This is a genomic window from Flavobacterium sp. AC105, from assembly GCF_979258495.1.
Genome location: NZ_OZ409860.1, coordinates 745,868 through 762,757 on the forward strand (window position 1 = coordinate 745,868; position 16,890 = coordinate 762,757).

Sequence of the window (16,890 nt, forward strand, 5' to 3'; positions counted from 1 at the left end):
CTATGTTACTAAAATCAATACGTTATAGTTTAGATGAATTAATCTATCTATTAGACCAGTTGTCTGATCATGATTATGCGCAACCTTGCGAAACATTAAGCGGATCCAGTATTGGCGAACATACGAGACATATTCTTGAAATGTTTCAATGCCTTGAAAATAGCTATAGTTTTGGAGTTTTGAATTATGATAACAGAGAAAGGAACAAACGAATTCAGACCGAAACCGAGTTTGCCAAACAATGTATTATGGCAATAAAAATGGGTTTGAAAAGTGAGAACAAAACAATCTACTTAGAACAGGAAATTGAAGGAATTGCTATAAGAATCCAAAGCAATTATTACAGAGAATTGCTGTATAATCTCGAACATTGTATTCATCATCAGGCTTTAATGAAAGTTGCTGTTATGCAATATAAAAATGTTATACTTAACGAGAGCTTTGGCGTAGCGCGCTCTACAATTGAATATAGAAAACAATGTGCACAGTAAGTTTTATAAATAATAATGGAGTTGTTGTTATTACGTCTAACCGCGATGAAAATGTAATTCGCCCAAGTGCAATTGCTCCAAGAAATTATTGTTTAAACGGAAAAAACATTCTTTATCCCAAAGATCCTAAAGCTGGAGGAACCTGGTTTGCAGTTGATGCAAAAGGAACCGTTTTGGTACTTTTGAACGGAGGATTGGTCAAACACGAAGTAAAACCATCTTATAGAAAAAGCCGCGGATTGATTGCTTTGGATGTTATTTATGCCAATTCGCCAAAGGATTTCTGGGTCGAAATTAATCTTGAAAATATCGAACCCTTTACGCTGGTTTTGTATCAGGAGAATAAATTATACGAACTGATCTGGAATGGTTCTGAGAAAAACATGACAGAATTAGATATCAATAAAAGCCATATCTGGTCATCGGTTACTTTGTATTCCGGCGAAATCAGGAAAGAGAGATCAGATTGGTTTACTCGTTTTTTAAAGTATAAAACCGAAATTTCTGCTCAGGATATGTTTGATTTTCATCAAAATACCGAGGAAGGCGATACTGAAAACGGTTTAGTAATTAACAGGCAAAATACTTTAAAAACATTAAGTATTACACAAGTTGCAATAGAACAAAATAAAGGCATTTTGAGACATTGTGATTTGCTTAACAAACAGGATTTTTCAACAACATTTATTAGTATTTAAGACTCAGGTATGAAACTATTTTTTCATAAAATCGCAAATTGGGAGTATTGGCCGTTTCAGGTTTTGTACATACCTATTTATTTTCTTTGGGCATATTATGCCATCAGGGCAAGATCTGTTTTTTTCTTTAATGCAGCCAATCCAAAAATTAAAAATGGAGGATTTATTATGGAAAGTAAAAAACAGATTTATGATTTGCTTCCCAAAAAATATTATCCCAAAACAATCCTGATTCAGGAAAATACCGATTTTAAAAAGATAGTAGATAAGATTGTCGAAAAAGAAATTTACTTTCCGTTAATCGCAAAACCCGATATTGGCTTGAGAGGTTCCGGCGTAAAGAAAATTAAAACCGTTTCTGAATTGAAAGAATATGCCGAAAAAGCAAATTTTGACTTTTTATTGCAGGATTTAATTCCGTTTAAAAATGAAGTTGGTATTTTTTATGTACGTCATCCGCTTCAGAAAAATGGAGAAATCACCGGAATTGTTTCAAAAGAATTTTTGATTGTAACAGGCGACGGAAGATTAACTATTGAAGAATTAATCAAACAAACACCTAGATTTGAACTACAGTTTGATGTTTTAAAAGAAGAATATGGAACTCAATTGCACCGAATTTTACATAAAGGTGAAACGGTGAATTTAGTTCCGTTTGGAAATCACGCCCGAGGCGCAAAATTTCTGGACGGCAGCGATTGGATTACGCCAAAATTAACCGCAATGATAAATGATGTTGCGACACAAATTCCCGAATTCTATTTTGGACGTTTTGATATCATGTATAATACTTTTGAAGAATTAGAATGCGGAGAAAATTTTCAAATTGTAGAACTTAACGGAGCTGCGAGTGAACCCACACACATTTATGATCCCAAACATTCTGTTTGGTTTGCCTGGAAAGAACTGGCGCGACACATTACATACATGTACGAAATAAGTGTTGAAAACCATAAAATGGGTGTTCCGTATTTAGATTATAAAGTAGGAATGCGCGAATACAGATTGCATCTTGCTCAGAATAATAAAATCATGAATTTTTAAAAATGAAAAAGATAAAAAATATTTCAATCGGTTTTCTGGTCAGTTTTATTGGCTCAATTCCGCTTGGATATTTAAATTTAGTTGGATTAGAAATTTATTCAAAATCAGGACTTCATAACTTAGTTTTCTTTTTGTTTGGAGTTGTTTTTGTAGAAACGTTTGTTATTTATTTTACATTACTTTTTGCAAAACAACTCGTAAACAATAAAAAATTGATGAGAATAATTGATTTTTTTGCTGTTGTATTTATGTTTGTTTTGGCTTATTTGTTTTATTCAAAAGCCAATCAAGCGATGACTTCAAATAACAATATGAATCAGTTTATGATGTATTCGCCATTTGTAATAGGCGTAATTTTAAATTGTTTCAACTTTTTGCAGCTGCCATTCTGGACCAGTTGGAATTTATATTTAATTAACGGAAAGTATATTACCACTGAAAAACAGTTAAAATATTATTATATTGCAGGAACTTTGATAGGTATTTTTTTAGGAATGCTGAGTTTGATTGTCATTTTGCAATCTGTATTTCAAAAAACGAATCAATTTTCAAAGTACATAATGCCTGTTTTTATTCCGTTGTTTTTTATTTTTTTAGGAAGTATTCAGGTGTTTAAAGTGTATAAAAAATATTTTAAATCATCTGCTTTAGAGATTTAGCTTCTAGGGCAAAAATCTCTTTTCTATATGAAAAAATTATACTTTCTTCTTCCTTTTATTTTTTTAGCCTGTAAATCAAATCCTTCAGCAGTTGGAGAAAAAACTTCGGCAACAGCCTCTAAATCTTTAGAAATTACTTATAAAGCAGAACAAAATGAAGTTTCAGATTTTATAAAATACCTTTCTTCAGATGAGTTAGAAGGCCGTGAAACCGGAACAAGAGGAATCGAAAAAGCGGCAGTATTTTTAGAAAATTTCTTTAAGAAAAATAACATCAAACCTTATTTTGAGACGTATCGTGATACGCTTACCAATTTTAAATCACCGGCTTATAATATTGTTGGTGTTTTGGAAGGAACAGATCCTGTGCTGAAAAAAGAATACGTGGTTTTGAGTGCGCATTACGATCATATTGGTTTGGAGAAAAATAAACCGGGAGACGTAATTAATAATGGTGCAAATGATGATGCGTCCGGAGTAACCGTTGTTGCGCAGCTGGCAAAATATTTTAGCCAAACAAAGGCAAATAAACGCAGTATACTTTTTGTGTTTTTTGCCGGAGAAGAAAAAGGTTTGTTAGGATCTAAAAGTTTGGTTCAGAAACTGAAAAAGCAAGATTTTAATTTATACACACAATTGAATATCGAAATGGTTGGTGTGCCCATGAAACGCGATTATCTTGCCTATATTACAGGTTTTGATAAATCGAATATGGCCGAAAAAATAAACGAATATACAGGCAAAAAGACAATTGGTTTTTTACCAAAAGAAGCCGAATATAAATTGTTTTACAGATCTGATAATTATTCGTTTTTTGAAGTTTTCGGCAAACCCTGCCAATCCATAAGTACATTCGATTTTGAGAATTTTGATTTTTACCATCATGTTTCCGATGAATTTAAAGTAATGGATATTCCGCATATGACAGCTTTCATTCAGGAATTATTACCCGCTGTAACTCAAATAAGTATTTCGCCAACTCAGGAAATTACAATGAATAAATAACAGCTCTTTTTGTTGATTTGCTTATTTTTGTCTCATGAAAAATATTATAGTTACCGGAACCAGTAGAGGAATTGGTTACGAATTGGCATTGCAATTTGCTAATGCAGGAAATCAGGTTTTGGCCATTTCCAGAAAAATACCTCAGGCACTTTTAGAGCATCAAAATGTTACGTGTCTTTCAGTTGATTTGTCAAAGGAAGATACTTTACAGGAAGTAGAAAACTTTCTTTCTTCGACCTGGAAAAAAGTAGATGCTGTTGTTCATAATGCCGGTGCTTTGTTATTGAAACCTTTTGCAGAAACAACTCAGGCCGATTTTGAAAACATTTATAAAGTGAATGTTTTTGCAGTTGCAAATCTTACCAGAATTTGTTTGCCTTATCTTCAAAAAGGAAGTCATGTGGTTACCATAAGTTCAATTGGCGGCGTAAGAGGAAGCTTGAAATTTGCCGGATTAGCCGCTTATAGTTCAAGTAAAGGAGCTGTGATTACCTTAAGTGAATTGTTGGCAGAAGAATATAAAGAACAAGGAATTTCGTTTAATGTTCTGGCTTTAGGATCAGTTCAGACCGAAATGCTAAACGAGGCTTTCCCAGGTTATCAGGCACCAATTTCTGCTGAAGGAATGGCAACGTATATTTATGATTTTACCCTTAACGGAAATAAATATTTTAACGGAAAAGTTTTGGAGGTTTCCTCTACGAATCCTTAATTTAATTATAAATTATTAATTGTCTGGCTGAGCGGAGTCGAAGCCTTTAACTCATACTTTATAACTTATAATTATTGTGAACGAAACTCTAGCAAGATACATACCGGAACACGCTGTAAAGCCTGTATTTGATTTGATTGTTGCCAATCAGGTTCATCTGAAAATCGTCAATGAGCGCCAAACGCGTCATGGCGATTACAGACGCGGACTTAGTGGCAAACATGAAATTACGGTAAATGCTAGCTTGAACAAATACAGGTTTTTGATTACCTTAATTCATGAGATTTCGCATTTGGTTGCATTTGAAAAGTTTGGACGAAATATAAAACCTCACGGAAATGAGTGGAAATATACCTTTCAAAGAATGATGGTTCCTTTTATACGTCCGGAGATTTTCCCGGGAAATTTATTGCCGTTGTTAGCAAGACATTTTAAAAATCCTTCTGCGAGTAGTGATACTGATACGACTTTGTCTTTGGCTTTAAAGCAATACGATGCCGGTAATGATAAAAATTATGTTTTTGAAATTCCGTACGGAAGTGTTTTCAGAATTAAAAACGGCAAAATATTCAAGAAAATAGCAGTAAGAACCAAACGTTTTGAATGCATAGAAATCAGCTCCGGAAAAACCTATCTTTTTAATCCAAATGCTGAGGTAGAGTTGATACATTAGAAGGATTTAAAATTCCAATAAAAAAATTCCAAATTCCAATTATAACAAAATTGGAATTTGGAATTTTTTTATTGGAACTTCTTCCTTATGATTGGAATTTGGGATTTTATATTTTGCGATTTAAAAAGGTTTTTATCCTTTCAAATACGCTTCTCTTACTTTTTTAAACAGATTTGAAGAGTAAACAAATTTCACAATGTCTTTATTATCCGTTCTAAAGATTTCTTCTTTAGTTCCCTGCCACGCTTTTAATCCTTTTTTTAGGAATACGATATTCTCGCCAATTTCCATAACCGAGTTCATATCGTGCGTATTGATTACAGTTGTAATATTGTATTCTTCGGTAATTTCCTTAATCAGATTATCAATCAACGTTGAAGTATTTGGATCTAAACCAGAGTTTGGTTCATCACAAAATAAATACTTAGGATTGTTCACAATCGCGCGCGCAATCGCCACACGTTTTTGCATTCCTCCTGAAATTTCAGAAGGTAATTTTTTATGAGCTTCGACAAGATTTACTCTTTCTAAAACAAAGTCAACGCGTTCTTTTATTTTAGCCTTATTATCATTGGTAAACATCTTTAAAGGGAAAGCTACATTTTCTTCAACAGTCATCGAATCAAATAAAGCACTTCCTTGAAAAACCATTCCAATTTCAGTTCTTAATTCCCTCTTTTCATCCGGATTTAAGTCCGAATAAATACGTCCGTCAAACTCGATCGTACCTGAATCCGGTGTATGAATTCCTAACAAAGTTTTTAGTAAAACAGTTTTTCCGGATCCACTTTGTCCAATAATTAAGTTGGTTTTTCCAGTTTCAAAAACAGTTGAAACGCCTTTTAAAACCCTACTGTCACCAAATGATTTCTCTATGTTTTTTACTTCTATCATTATCCTAATAATAATTGAGTTAATATATAATTAAAAAGAATAATACAAACAGATGTCCATACAAATGATACTGTACTTGCTTTACCAACTTCAAGTGCGCCGCCTTTCATGTAATATCCGTGAAAAGATGGGATTGTAGCCAATAACATTGCGAAAATTAAAGTTTTAATAAAAGCATATGTAATATGAAAAGGAATAAACTCCATTTGGGCACCCTGAATAAAATCCTGACTGGTCGAAAACCCACCATATGCACAAGCAAGCCATCCGCCAAAAATACCCAAAAACATACTAATCCCAATTACGAAAGGATACATTAATAAGGCTACTATTTTTGGAAAAACAAGATAGTTCAGGGAATTAACACCCATAACTTCTAAAGCATCAATTTGCTCCGTAACACGCATTGTACCAATACTTGACGTAATATAAGAACCCATTTTTCCGGCCATAATAACCGAAATAAAAGTTGGTGCAAACTCCAAAATCACAGATTGACGTGTAGCAAAACCAATTAAATATTTTGGAATTAAAGGATTAGTTAAATTTAGTGCGGTTTGAATGGCAACAACTCCTCCTATGAAAAAAGAGATAAAGCAAACGATGCCAAGAGAGTCGATAATTAAATCATCGATCTCTTTGAAAATCAATTTTTTCATAACAGGCCATTTGGTCTGTTTATTGAAAATTTCCTTCAGCATTAAAAAATATCTTCCTATTTGAGATAAATAACGAATTAGCATCATAGTTTTACAAATATTGGCTAAGGTAAAAAGAAGTTATGAGTTTTGGGTTATGAGTTAAGCATTTTCGGTACTTTTCCGAATCAAATTAACTTTTGTTTCATTTTTTGCAAACGATAATTTCTAATAAATTTAGCTTGTTCAGGTGTAACTAACAAAGGTGTTTTTGCTTTTTTTGCTTTCAAAAACCCTTTGATATAATCAAAAAATAAGAACGGTTTTTTCTTCATCATCGCCAATTTTGCCGATGCAATTGCCGTAATCAAGAAACCATATCCTAACGTATAAAAAGCCTCACCTTGTTTATAACGTGCTGTTTTGTTGTAGTTTGCACCTGTTGGTTTTAGGTGTTTTACATGTAAAGATTCGTCTGTAACTATTTTCCAGTTATAAAATTTACAAAGCAATTCGTCTACCGTATCCCAACCCATAGCAGGTTTTAAACCTCCAATTTGTTTAAAAGTTGCTGCACGATATGCTTTTAATGCGCCGCGAATATGATCTTTATCGGTAAGGTTTTCTAAAACCCAGTCTCCATTTTTTTCGATATAGCAAAATCCTCCAGCCATTCCAATTTTTGGATCAGATTGAAAGTGATTGATAATAGTTTCAAAATAGTTGGGAGGAAAAATTAAATCGCCGTCTATTTTTACGATAATATCGTAGTCAGAATCCAATGTTTCAAAACCTTTCTGAAAAGCCTGAATTACTTTACTCCCAGGCATATGAATCGCATCAGAAGTTTTATTTACAACAGAAATATACGGATTTTCCTTAGCAAAACCTAATACAACTTCCTCTGTTTTATCAGTCGAATTGTCATTTACAACAACAATTTTTGAAGGCAAAATAGTTTGAGAAACCAAAGATTGTAAGGTCAGGCCAATTAAATCCTGTTCGTTATGCGCGGGAATGACGATGTAATACTTCATTAAAAAAAGTTTAGATTTTAGATTTTAGATTTTAGATTTTTTCACTTTATCTATAATCAGAAATCTAAAATCGTTAATCTAAAATCTACAATCTGAAATCTAAATTTTCTCTGCCACAACAATATAATATCTGGGAGTGAAATATCTTAATAATGGCCTGAATCCAAACTTTTTTACCGGATGCGTAAATTTTTGGCGATCGGTTATTTTCCAGCCTGTTTTTTCTAAAAGCCAGTCCAGTTGCCAGTCTTCAAATTCGTGATAATGTCTGTCCCACATATCTGTTTTTGAGCGATATGCCGGTGAAAACCATAAACGTAACGGGATTGAAATTAATAATTTATCGCATTTTACGTTTTCTAAAATAGTGTACGGATTTAATAAATGTTCGAAAATTTCAAATGCCGTAAAAACAGTATATTCTTCTGTTTGTAGCGCCGTTTGATCATTGTCTAAATCTTCACCTTTTGTGTTTTTTACTGTATAACCATTCTCTTCCATTATTTTAGAGAATGGATTTGGTACACCAAAATCAAAAATGGTTTCTGATGTTTTAACGTGTTTTTGTAAAAACTCTAAGGTAAGTTTGAATCTTTTATTCGGAAACGTTTTTTCGTACATAGTCGTTGCGAGGAACGAAATAATCTCTCGTTCTTGATTTTATTATTAGGTCGCAAATATACAAAGTTATCTGCTTTTTTTATGTTTTTTAATTTAATGAAAATGAAAAGTCCACATGTTTAAATGTGGACTTAAATAATTTATATATGATTTATTATAACTCCATAGGAGTGTAATATTTATAGCTAATTTATGTGGCTAGTTTAAAAGCTCCATTGGAGCGATATCTTTTTAACTGTCATATGTGACCCCGATGGGTTTGATCTGACATGAATTTATATATTCTATACACATATAACGTCCTATGGGACTTACTGTGATAAAACTTTTCTAAAAAGAATTTAATATCTATATACAAATGCATTAACATTCATTCCTGCTCCAACCGAAGCAAAAATTACAACATCTCCTTTGTTGATTTCGTGATTTTCTAATTTACCCTGAATTAAAAGATCATATAAAGTAGGCACAGTTGCAACGCTTGAGTTTCCTAAATCATGAATGCTCATTGGCATAATGTTTTCAGGGGCAATTTTGTCGTATAGTTTATAGAAACGAGCAATAATTGCTTCGTCCATTTTTTCGTTTGCCTGATGAATCAGGATTTTTTTTACTTCATCAATTCCAATTCCGCTTTTGTCCAGGCAACTTTTCATTGCCAACGGGACCTGGCTTAATGCAAATTCGTAAATTTTACGACCGTACATTTTAATGTATTTAATATCCGGATCTAAATCAGGATTATATGATTTTCCGAAATATAAAAAGTTAGCTTCATCATTTGCAAAAGTGGCACTTTCGTAAGATAATAATCCAGTTTCATCATCAGAAGCTTCTAAAATTGAAGCACCGGCACCATCAGAATAAATCATAGAATCGCGATCGTGATCGTCAACAACTCTTGATAAAGTTTCGGCACCAATTACCAAAACGCGTTTTGCCATTCCGGATTTGATAAAGGCATTGGCTTGCAAAACACCTTCGATCCAGCCCGGACACCCAAAAAGAATATCGTAAGCCACACATTTTGGGTTTTTGATATCCAGTTTGTTCTTAACACGTGTTGCTAAACTTGGTAAAATATCAGTTTGATTTGTACCTTTTTTTACGTCGCCAAAATTATGGGCAAAAATGATATAATCTAAAGTTTCACGATCGATATTAGCATTTTCTAATGCTCTTTCGGCAGCAAAAAAAGCTAAATCAGATGAAGTGTGATGATCTTCGGCATAACGGCGGTTTTCGATTCCGGTGATACCTTTGAATTTTTTAATTACAACTTCGTTAGGGTAAGCAAAAGGAGTTCCGTCTTCATTCAGAAAAACATGATCACCAAAATCAGTATTGCTTACTTCTTTATTGGGAATATAACTTCCTATACCTATTATTTTTATTTTCATTATTCCTTTATTATCCGATAAATTTATTGCTAAATTATAAATAATTTTATGATAACTATCATAAAAAATACTATGCATGCATATAATTATGAAATAATAATTTTTTGTGGAATATATTGTTTATTTTTTAATGAAATTTGACTTTAACCGAGATTTCAAACGTTTGAAATAGGAGCTCACTGAAAAATTTTTTTTAACTTTTTGAGGATATGGTCAAAAATGCCTCGATTTTAATTTTAAAGAAAGTTTCAGGTTTCAGGTTTCAAGTTGTGTTTGAATTTGAATTTGAAATCTGAACAATCTGATTTATTGAGTGTCAGTTGCGTGAGGGATAGGAGGAAGCTACCGAAGTAGCGCGGATAGCCCGACAGCATCCCGATAAAAGGGCGAATAACCGCAATGTAAGTTTGCCCTTTTATTGGGATGGTGGCACGCCCAATTAATTTTAGAGTATAGATTTCTGATTTTAGATTTTTAAAAAGTTCAGGTTTCAAGTTGTGTTGGAACCTGAAACCTAAAACCTAAAACAAAAAGAACTAAAATAAAAAACCCGACAAGTTTAAGACCTGTCGGGTTTGAGAAATGTATTATTTAAAAGAAAACTTATTTCTTAGTTTTCCATATAAGCTTCAATAGGAGCACAGCTGCAGATTAAGTTTCTGTCACCGTATGCATCATCTACACGACGAACAGATGGCCAGAATTTGTTATCAGCAATATATTCTAATGGATAAGCTGCTTTTTCTCTGGTGTATGGGAAATCCCAATTATCAGTAGTTAACATTGCCAATGTGTGCGGTGCATTTTTCAATACATTGTTTTTATCATCGGCAGTTGCAGCTTCAATTTCTTTTCTAATAGAAATAAGAGCATCACAAAAACGATCTAATTCTGCTAAATCTTCAGATTCAGTTGGTTCGATCATTAAGGTTCCAGCAACCGGGAAAGAAACCGTAGGAGCGTGGAAACCGTAATCCATCAAACGTTTTGCGATATCACCCACTTCAATTCCGTTTTCTTTAAACGAACGACAATCTAAAATCATTTCGTGAGCCGCTCTTCCGCATTCTCCTGTATAAAGAATTGGGTAGTGCCCTTCGAAACGGGCTTTCATGTAATTGGCATTCAATATAGCGTGTTCTGTAGCACTTTTTAATCCTTCGGCACCCATCATTGTGATATAACCGTAAGATATTAAACATACTAAAGCTGATCCGTAAGGTGCAGATGAAATCGCTGTAATAGCTTGTTCACCGCCCACTTTTAGGATTGGGTTTGTTGGTAAAAATGGTACTAATTTTTCGTTTACACAAATTGGTCCAACTCCGGGTCCACCACCACCGTGAGGAATAGCGAATGTTTTGTGTAAGTTTAAGTGACAAACGTCAGCACCAATTGTAGCAGGATTTGTTAATCCAACTTGCGCGTTCATGTTTGCACCATCCATATATACTAATCCGCCATTGTCGTGGATTAATTTTGTGATTTCAATAATTGAAGATTCGAAAACTCCGTGAGTCGAAGGGTACGTTACCATTAAACAAGATAAATCATCTTTATGTTCAATCGCTTTTTCTCTTAAATCTTCTACATCAATATTTCCTTCCGGAGTCGTTTTCGTAACGATGATTTTCATTCCGGCCATCGCTGCAGAAGCAGGATTTGTTCCGTGCGCTGATGAAGGAATCAAACACACATTACGGTGTCCTTCATTTCTTGATAAATGATACGCGCGAATTGCCATTAAACCGGCATATTCTCCCTGAGCTCCTGAATTTGGCTGTAATGTTGTTCCGGCAAATCCGGTAATTACATTTAATTGCTCCTCAAGTTTTTTAAGCATTGTGATATAACCTTCGGCTTGCTCAACCGGTGCAAATGGGTGAATGCTGTTCCAGTTTGGCATTGATAAAGGCAGCATTTCTGAAGCTGCATTTAATTTCATTGTACAAGAACCTAAAGAAATCATCGAATGATTCAACGATAAATCTTTACGCTCTAACTTTTTGATGTAACGCATGATCTGACTTTCTGAATGATGATTGTTGAATACATCATGCGTTAAGAAAGAAGATGTTCTTTCTAATGAAGCCGGTAATTGACTTGCAGTTGCTAGTTCAGAAACCGTAAAAGTTTCTTTTCCTAAAGCTTCAGCAAAAATCGCTATAATTTGATTAATGTCGGCAATTGAAGTTGTCTCGTTGAATGAGATCGAAATCGTATCAGTATCAACATAGTAGAAGTTTACTTCATTTTTCTCTGCAATCGCTTTTACTTTTTGAGCATCTGCTTTTACCAAAATAGTATCAAAGTAAGCCGTATTAGTTTGAAAAACGCCTAATTTATTTAAAGCTTCAGCAGCAGTAACTGCCGATGCGTGAACTTTACCCGCAATATATTGTAAACCTTTTGGTCCGTGGTAAACCGCGTACATTCCGGCCATAACCGCTAATAAAACCTGAGCGGTACAAATATTTGAAGTTGCTTTTTCACGTTTAATGTGCTGCTCACGAGTTCCTAATGCCATACGTAAAGCGCGGTTTCCGTTTACGTCAATAGAAACTCCAATAATACGACCTGGCATAGATCGTTTGTATTCATCTTTAGTTGCAAAAAAAGCAGCGTGAGGACCACCATAACCCATTGGTACACCAAAACGTTGTGAAGTTCCAATAACTACTGCAGCTCCCATTTCTCCCGGAGAAGTTAAGGCAGCTAATGATAAAATATCGGCAGCAAAAGCTACTTTAATTTCGTTTTCTTTTGCTTTAGCAACAAAGGCACTGTAATCGTTTACCTGACCATATTTTCCCGGATATTGTAAAATGGCTCCGAAAAACTCATTTGAAAAATCAAAGTTTTCGTGGTTTCCAACAACTAATTCAATCCCGATAGGAGTTGAACGTGTTTGAAGTATGGATAAAGTTTGAGGTAAAATTTCTTCAGAAACGAAGAATTTGTTTGTATTGTTTTTCTTTTGGTCACGGGTACGAACGTCAAATAACAAAGCCATAGCTTCGGCAGCAGCAGTTCCTTCATCAAGTAAAGATGCATTTGCAATTTCCATTCCTGTTAACTCAATAACAGTAGTCTGGAAGTTTAAAATAGCTTCAAGACGACCTTGAGCAATTTCTGCCTGATAAGGTGTGTAAGCTGTATACCATCCCGGATTTTCGAAGATATTTCTTTGAATTGGAGCCGGAACAATGGTTGGATGATAACCCAAACCAATATAAGATTTGAATACTTTATTTTTCTTTCCTAATTCCTGAATATGATTTGCAAATTCGTACTCTGTCATTGCAGGATCTAAGTTTAAAGGTGCTTTTAAACGAATGTCATCCGGAAGGGTTTCGTAAACAAGTTGTTCGATCGATTCAACTCCAATAGTTTGTAACATGTGTTGAAGATCTGTTTCTCTTGGGCCAATGTGTCTTAAAGCAAAAGCATCTGTTCTCATTTGTAGCTATCTATTTTTTAAAAGCAATGTAATTCGCAAAGTGATTCCCTGATCTAATCAGGTCAAACACAACGTTTATTACATTTTATAGTAAATGTGTTGTTTTTTTGTGGCGCAAAATTAAGTATTATTAATAATTTAATAGGTATTTTTAACTTCAATTTTTATGAAATTTACAACTAAAGAGTTGATTTGTTAATAATTGATTAGATTTAAGAAATGAAACTATTAAAACAGATATTCGATTTTTACCTCAACAGCAGTATTCATGTGGCTTTATCCTGTTACGCTTTGGTTCGGGTTACGTTTCATGTGTTTCATATTCAATATGATGAACCCATGGCTTTGTTTGTTTTTTTTGGAACAATTGTGGGGTATAATTTTGTTAAATATGACGCGTTGGTTCGCGTCAAGAAAAAACCTATCGGAAATCAGCTTAAAATTATTGCTGTTTTGAGTTTTGTTTCTGTGATTTTGGTGGGCTATTATTTTTTTCAGTTAAACCGAATTACCCAAATTGTTTCTTTTGTAATTTTTGCTATAACCGCACTTTATACACTTCCGTTTTTTCCAAACCGAAAAAATGCCAGAAACTGGGCCGGAGTAAAAATTTATATTGTTTCGCTTTGTTGGGTTGGAGCTACTTTGGTTTTACCTTTAATAAATGCTGAAGTTCCGTTTACGGCCAATTTTTTCATCAAATGCATTCAGCGATTTGTCTTGGTTTTTGTGCTGATTTTGGTTTTCGAAATTTTAGATTTGGCAAATGATGACCCGCATCTCAAAACCGTTCCGCAAACAATAGGCGTCAAGCGTACTAAGATTTTGGGCTTTTCACTTTTAGTTCCATTTTGGATTGTTGGGATCCTGACATTCACATTTCACGATCTTATTATAAATCTTATTATGGTTGTTATGCTGATGTTATTTATTTTATTCGCAAACTCAAACCGATCTAAATATTATACTTCCTTTTGGGTCGAAAGCGTTCCAATATTTTGGTGGCTGATGATGGTTTTTCTTTAAAAATAAATTTAATTATTTGGGCGTGTTTCGCCGCGGCGAACCGGGCTGTCCGCTGCAAGTCCTCGCACTTCCTTCGTCAGGCTGTGGGCTTTTCACTTCTATCCCTCACGCAAACCGTAAAATAAGAAAATTCATTTTCATTCGATTTATTTCATTTTAGCTTTTCAAATAATATCTTTTATTCAGAAAAATAATTAAAAGTATATTTGGAGAACAAAATGATCACATGGAAAAACAAATTTCTTTTTTTGGATTCAAATTTACGAACCTGCAGTTCACTCTCTTCTTTTTTGGCTGGATAGCTTTTCTGGGTTTTGGTTGGCCTCTACTTATTGGTTCTTACCTTTTTATGTCCATTTTTGTGTGTGGTTTTTCCGTTATTTTCGTTGGTCTTTTCAATAGATTGATAGCATTGCTTATTCTGGCACTGTCTTTTATAAGTGAATCACTTATCCGGGTTTATCAGAACTTTATGTTGGTCATTACGGCTATTTTTGACACATTAATTTATAGTATTTGGATACCAATGAATTTCTGGATTTATATGGCACATCTTGCCATTAATATTTTTTCTATCTTTTTAATGTACACGATGTTTTATAAAAAAGATAGTCAGAATGTATTAGACGAAGTTATTATCTTAGATATTGATATTGATAATGATTGAGTATTTAAAACTAAAATAAATCTGTTTCTGAAATATCTTTTAAGATCGTCTTTTTTTCTCAAAACTTTTCACAACATGTTTTCTTTGGCTTATGACATGAAATTTGTTATTTGTATCATTTTTTTTAAGAACCTTTTATGTTTAATCTAGTTTTGAGATATAAAAATACATATATCATGAATGAAAATTTAAAATATAGTCCTGAAACTATCGATGTTCTTTTTGTAATAAATGCTGAATATATTAAGAAAAATTATCCTCGAAATACAGATCTTAATAAAGCTCAAAAAATAGATCACAATAGCAATCATTTGATTGTTTATAATCCAAGAGGAATTGTTTCGGTGCAGGGAACAGCAGATGTAAGTCTAAAAACAAAAATAGCAGATGATTTTTATTTTAGGGCTACCACAATTCAACAAAATTGTGAGGAATCCAAAGTGCTAATGTACAAAGTTGAGCATGGAGGTGGAAACATAATCTTTACACCATTTGGACAGTATTTTACCAAAATTAAAGCTGCACATCCTAATCCAGGTTCATATAATTATTTGCCTTCAGTTTTTAAAGAAGAGTATTCAGCTTGCTATAGTAATAAAATAAGGTACGAAGGAACAGAAGACGTTTTTGTGTATTTTGCACTTTATATTCTTAATGATAGATTCGATTCTCATGAGTTATATGGTTATTATTATTGGGATCCACAATTCACAGTTGAGTTTATTAAGTAGAGAACCCAAATCAGGAAATTGCGATAGTGATTGATACTTCTTTCAAAACTTTATTTCGTTCCAGAAGAAAGTTGGTAAGATGTGTTTCCAAAAATAAAACATCAAAAAGTTCTCCGAATATTCCAAAAGGCGTTTCATATTGCAATTTATCTTTCATAGTTGTAACGCCGTTTTCTTCTTCAAAAAAATGTTCGTGTTTGAACGATTTAAATTTGCCGCGTTCCATTTCATCCACAAAATAATCGTAGAAATTCATAGCGGTGATTCGGCTTTTGTGTGTGAGATAAAACCCGAAATGTTTACCGCGCCAAGTTACCGTTTCGTTCAAATTAATTAATCCTGAAGTAACGCCCGCAATTGCTTTTTCTTTTGAAGGACTTGCAGATTGCTGATGAATATCAATATTTCTTGAAGCATCAAAAACGATTTGTTTTGATGCTTTTATTTTTGTGGTGAGGTTTATTGTTGTCATTTGAGTTACATTATGTTTTGCGTAATCTTGTCATTTCGACGAAGGAGAAATCTTCACAAGAAGCTCGACAAAGATTGCTGGTTGCGGAGTTACTTGCGGAGATTTCTCCTTCGTCGAAATTGTAAAAGTCACTTATTTCGGTAACGCATATATCATTTCGATTGGTTTTTTTTAGCCACGAATTGCGCGAATTTGCACTAATTTTGCATGATTGTCAAATATTAATTCGTGAATATTCGTGAAATTCGTGGCAAATTTTTTAATGATAATTATGCTTTAAAAACCAATCTTTCTTCTCGTTGCGTTTCTTTGGCTTTTCTTTTTCCTCTAAAGAAGAAATACAAATTGAAGAATAACATTACGCCAAGATAAATAGAAAACCCTCCAATTTTATAACTTAAATTCTCAATTAATTCCTGATAACTGTCTCCGGCTTAATTGCAATTCCAGAATCATTAAGGCAAAGCCAATGTTTAAAAGATAAAATCCGGTTTCGAAAAGTTTATTGGTTGCTTCAGCAATATCTTCGCGACCTTTAAAAATATCAAGCATGAATATTTTACCGTTTTTAAAAAGTGTTTTAGAAACATAATAAGTTAGTAATAAAGCAACTGGTAAATAAATGCTGTAACCGATTAAGATTTTTGTAGTTTCCATGATAT

17 protein-coding genes and 1 pseudogene are annotated in these 16,890 nt (G+C 33.5%); 10 read left to right on the forward strand and 8 right to left on the reverse strand.

Features of this window, described 5'->3' with window-relative positions:
* Positions 1-2 precede the first annotated feature (2 nt).
* From ACZ0AH_RS03170 to ACZ0AH_RS03200, 7 genes are all read left to right on the forward strand, one after another.
* A complete protein-coding gene (locus ACZ0AH_RS03170) occupies positions 3-491 on the forward strand; it encodes a DinB family protein (RefSeq protein WP_463474434.1) in 489 nt (162 codons plus the stop codon).
* Positions 479-1,189, forward strand: coding sequence for an NRDE family protein (locus ACZ0AH_RS03175; RefSeq protein WP_463474435.1), 711 nt, complete (start codon positions 479-481; stop codon positions 1,187-1,189). Before ACZ0AH_RS03170 ends, ACZ0AH_RS03175 begins: the two co-directional genes overlap by 13 nt.
* Before the next feature lie 9 nt (positions 1,190-1,198).
* Positions 1,199-2,233 (forward strand): D-alanine--D-alanine ligase, encoded by a 1,035-nt coding sequence (locus ACZ0AH_RS03180; RefSeq protein WP_463474436.1) that lies wholly within the window; start codon positions 1,199-1,201, stop codon positions 2,231-2,233.
* Positions 2,234-2,235: 2 nt separating this feature from the next.
* Positions 2,236-2,892 carry a hypothetical protein gene (locus ACZ0AH_RS03185; protein WP_463474437.1) on the forward strand — a complete coding sequence of 219 codons (657 nt, stop codon included), beginning with the start codon at positions 2,236-2,238 and terminating at the stop codon, positions 2,890-2,892.
* Positions 2,893-2,919: 27 nt separating this feature from the next.
* Complete coding sequence (locus tag ACZ0AH_RS03190) at positions 2,920-3,897, forward strand: M20/M25/M40 family metallo-hydrolase (RefSeq protein ID WP_463474438.1); 978 nt, start codon at positions 2,920-2,922, stop codon at positions 3,895-3,897.
* Between the two features lie 34 nt (positions 3,898-3,931).
* Positions 3,932-4,609 (forward strand): SDR family NAD(P)-dependent oxidoreductase, encoded by a 678-nt coding sequence (locus ACZ0AH_RS03195; RefSeq protein ID WP_463474439.1) that lies wholly within the window; start codon positions 3,932-3,934, stop codon positions 4,607-4,609.
* A 76-nt stretch (positions 4,610-4,685) separates the two neighbouring features.
* On the forward strand, positions 4,686-5,282 hold the full coding sequence (locus ACZ0AH_RS03200; RefSeq protein ID WP_463474440.1) for a SprT-like domain-containing protein: 597 nt from the start codon (positions 4,686-4,688) through the stop codon (positions 5,280-5,282).
* 132 nt (positions 5,283-5,414) lie between these two features.
* On the opposite strand, the gene ACZ0AH_RS03205 is transcribed toward ACZ0AH_RS03200, so the two are convergent.
* From ACZ0AH_RS03205 to gcvP, 6 genes are all read right to left on the reverse strand, one after another.
* Positions 5,415-6,176: an ABC transporter ATP-binding protein gene (locus ACZ0AH_RS03205; RefSeq protein WP_463474441.1), complete on the reverse strand. Its 762-nt coding sequence runs from the start codon at positions 6,174-6,176 to the stop codon at positions 5,415-5,417.
* Positions 6,176-6,922, reverse strand: coding sequence for an MlaE family ABC transporter permease (locus ACZ0AH_RS03210; protein WP_089351987.1), 747 nt, complete (start codon positions 6,920-6,922; stop codon positions 6,176-6,178). The genes ACZ0AH_RS03205 and ACZ0AH_RS03210 overlap by 1 nt, the downstream gene beginning before the upstream one ends.
* Before the next feature lie 80 nt (positions 6,923-7,002).
* The gene (locus ACZ0AH_RS03215; RefSeq protein WP_463474442.1) at positions 7,003-7,851 is read right to left on the reverse strand and encodes a glycosyltransferase family 2 protein; all 849 of its coding nucleotides are present in this window, start codon (positions 7,849-7,851) and stop codon (positions 7,003-7,005) included.
* A gap of 99 nt (positions 7,852-7,950) precedes the next feature.
* Positions 7,951-8,472: a methyltransferase gene (locus ACZ0AH_RS03220; protein ID WP_463474443.1), complete on the reverse strand. Its 522-nt coding sequence runs from the start codon at positions 8,470-8,472 to the stop codon at positions 7,951-7,953.
* A gap of 341 nt (positions 8,473-8,813) precedes the next feature.
* Positions 8,814-9,872, reverse strand: a complete 1,059-nt coding sequence (locus ACZ0AH_RS03225) for a 3-oxoacyl-ACP synthase III family protein (RefSeq protein ID WP_463474444.1) — start codon at positions 9,870-9,872, stop codon at positions 8,814-8,816.
* A gap of 610 nt (positions 9,873-10,482) precedes the next feature.
* On the reverse strand, positions 10,483-13,332 hold the full coding sequence (gene gcvP / locus ACZ0AH_RS03230) for an aminomethyl-transferring glycine dehydrogenase (RefSeq protein WP_463474445.1): 2,850 nt from the start codon (positions 13,330-13,332) through the stop codon (positions 10,483-10,485).
* Between the two features lie 219 nt (positions 13,333-13,551).
* Here gcvP and ACZ0AH_RS03235 point away from each other — a divergent pair, with 219 nt between their 5' ends.
* From ACZ0AH_RS03235 to ACZ0AH_RS03245, 3 genes are all read left to right on the forward strand, one after another.
* Positions 13,552-14,358 (forward strand): UbiA prenyltransferase family protein, encoded by an 807-nt coding sequence (locus tag ACZ0AH_RS03235; protein WP_463474446.1) that lies wholly within the window; start codon positions 13,552-13,554, stop codon positions 14,356-14,358.
* A 226-nt stretch (positions 14,359-14,584) separates the two neighbouring features.
* Positions 14,585-15,025, forward strand: coding sequence for a hypothetical protein (locus ACZ0AH_RS03240; RefSeq protein WP_463474447.1), 441 nt, complete (start codon positions 14,585-14,587; stop codon positions 15,023-15,025).
* 176 nt (positions 15,026-15,201) lie between these two features.
* A complete protein-coding gene (locus tag ACZ0AH_RS03245) occupies positions 15,202-15,756 on the forward strand; it encodes an AidA/PixA family protein (RefSeq protein WP_463474448.1) in 555 nt (184 codons plus the stop codon).
* Between the two features lie 10 nt (positions 15,757-15,766).
* On the opposite strand, the gene ACZ0AH_RS03250 is transcribed toward ACZ0AH_RS03245, so the two are convergent.
* Both ACZ0AH_RS03250 and ACZ0AH_RS03255 read right to left on the reverse strand, forming a co-directional pair.
* Positions 15,767-16,228: an SRPBCC family protein gene (locus tag ACZ0AH_RS03250; RefSeq protein WP_463474449.1), complete on the reverse strand. Its 462-nt coding sequence runs from the start codon at positions 16,226-16,228 to the stop codon at positions 15,767-15,769.
* A 269-nt stretch (positions 16,229-16,497) separates the two neighbouring features.
* Positions 16,498-16,885: pseudogene (locus ACZ0AH_RS03255) on the reverse strand (hypothetical protein).
* Positions 16,886-16,890 lie beyond the last annotated feature (5 nt).

Coding starts and splice junctions, on each gene's coding strand:
- ACZ0AH_RS03170 (WP_463474434.1), top strand. CDS start 3: ATGTTACTAAAATCAATACGTTATAGTTTAGATGAATTAATCTATCTA.
- ACZ0AH_RS03175 (WP_463474435.1), top strand. CDS start 479: ATGTGCACAGTAAGTTTTATAAATAATAATGGAGTTGTTGTTATTACG.
- ACZ0AH_RS03180 (WP_463474436.1), top strand. CDS start 1,199: ATGAAACTATTTTTTCATAAAATCGCAAATTGGGAGTATTGGCCGTTT.
- ACZ0AH_RS03185 (WP_463474437.1), top strand. CDS start 2,236: ATGAAAAAGATAAAAAATATTTCAATCGGTTTTCTGGTCAGTTTTATT.
- ACZ0AH_RS03190 (WP_463474438.1), top strand. CDS start 2,920: ATGAAAAAATTATACTTTCTTCTTCCTTTTATTTTTTTAGCCTGTAAA.
- ACZ0AH_RS03195 (WP_463474439.1), top strand. CDS start 3,932: ATGAAAAATATTATAGTTACCGGAACCAGTAGAGGAATTGGTTACGAA.
- ACZ0AH_RS03205 (WP_463474441.1), bottom strand. CDS start 6,176: ATGATAGAAGTAAAAAACATAGAGAAATCATTTGGTGACAGTAGGGTT.
- ACZ0AH_RS03210 (WP_089351987.1), bottom strand. CDS start 6,922: ATGATGCTAATTCGTTATTTATCTCAAATAGGAAGATATTTTTTAATG.
- ACZ0AH_RS03215 (WP_463474442.1), bottom strand. CDS start 7,851: ATGAAGTATTACATCGTCATTCCCGCGCATAACGAACAGGATTTAATT.
- ACZ0AH_RS03220 (WP_463474443.1), bottom strand. CDS start 8,472: ATGTACGAAAAAACGTTTCCGAATAAAAGATTCAAACTTACCTTAGAG.
- ACZ0AH_RS03225 (WP_463474444.1), bottom strand. CDS start 9,872: ATGAAAATAAAAATAATAGGTATAGGAAGTTATATTCCCAATAAAGAA.
- gcvP (WP_463474445.1), bottom strand. CDS start 13,332: ATGAGAACAGATGCTTTTGCTTTAAGACACATTGGCCCAAGAGAAACA.
- ACZ0AH_RS03235 (WP_463474446.1), top strand. CDS start 13,552: ATGAAACTATTAAAACAGATATTCGATTTTTACCTCAACAGCAGTATT.
- ACZ0AH_RS03240 (WP_463474447.1), top strand. CDS start 14,585: ATGGAAAAACAAATTTCTTTTTTTGGATTCAAATTTACGAACCTGCAG.
- ACZ0AH_RS03245 (WP_463474448.1), top strand. CDS start 15,202: ATGAATGAAAATTTAAAATATAGTCCTGAAACTATCGATGTTCTTTTT.
- ACZ0AH_RS03250 (WP_463474449.1), bottom strand. CDS start 16,228: ATGACAACAATAAACCTCACCACAAAAATAAAAGCATCAAAACAAATC.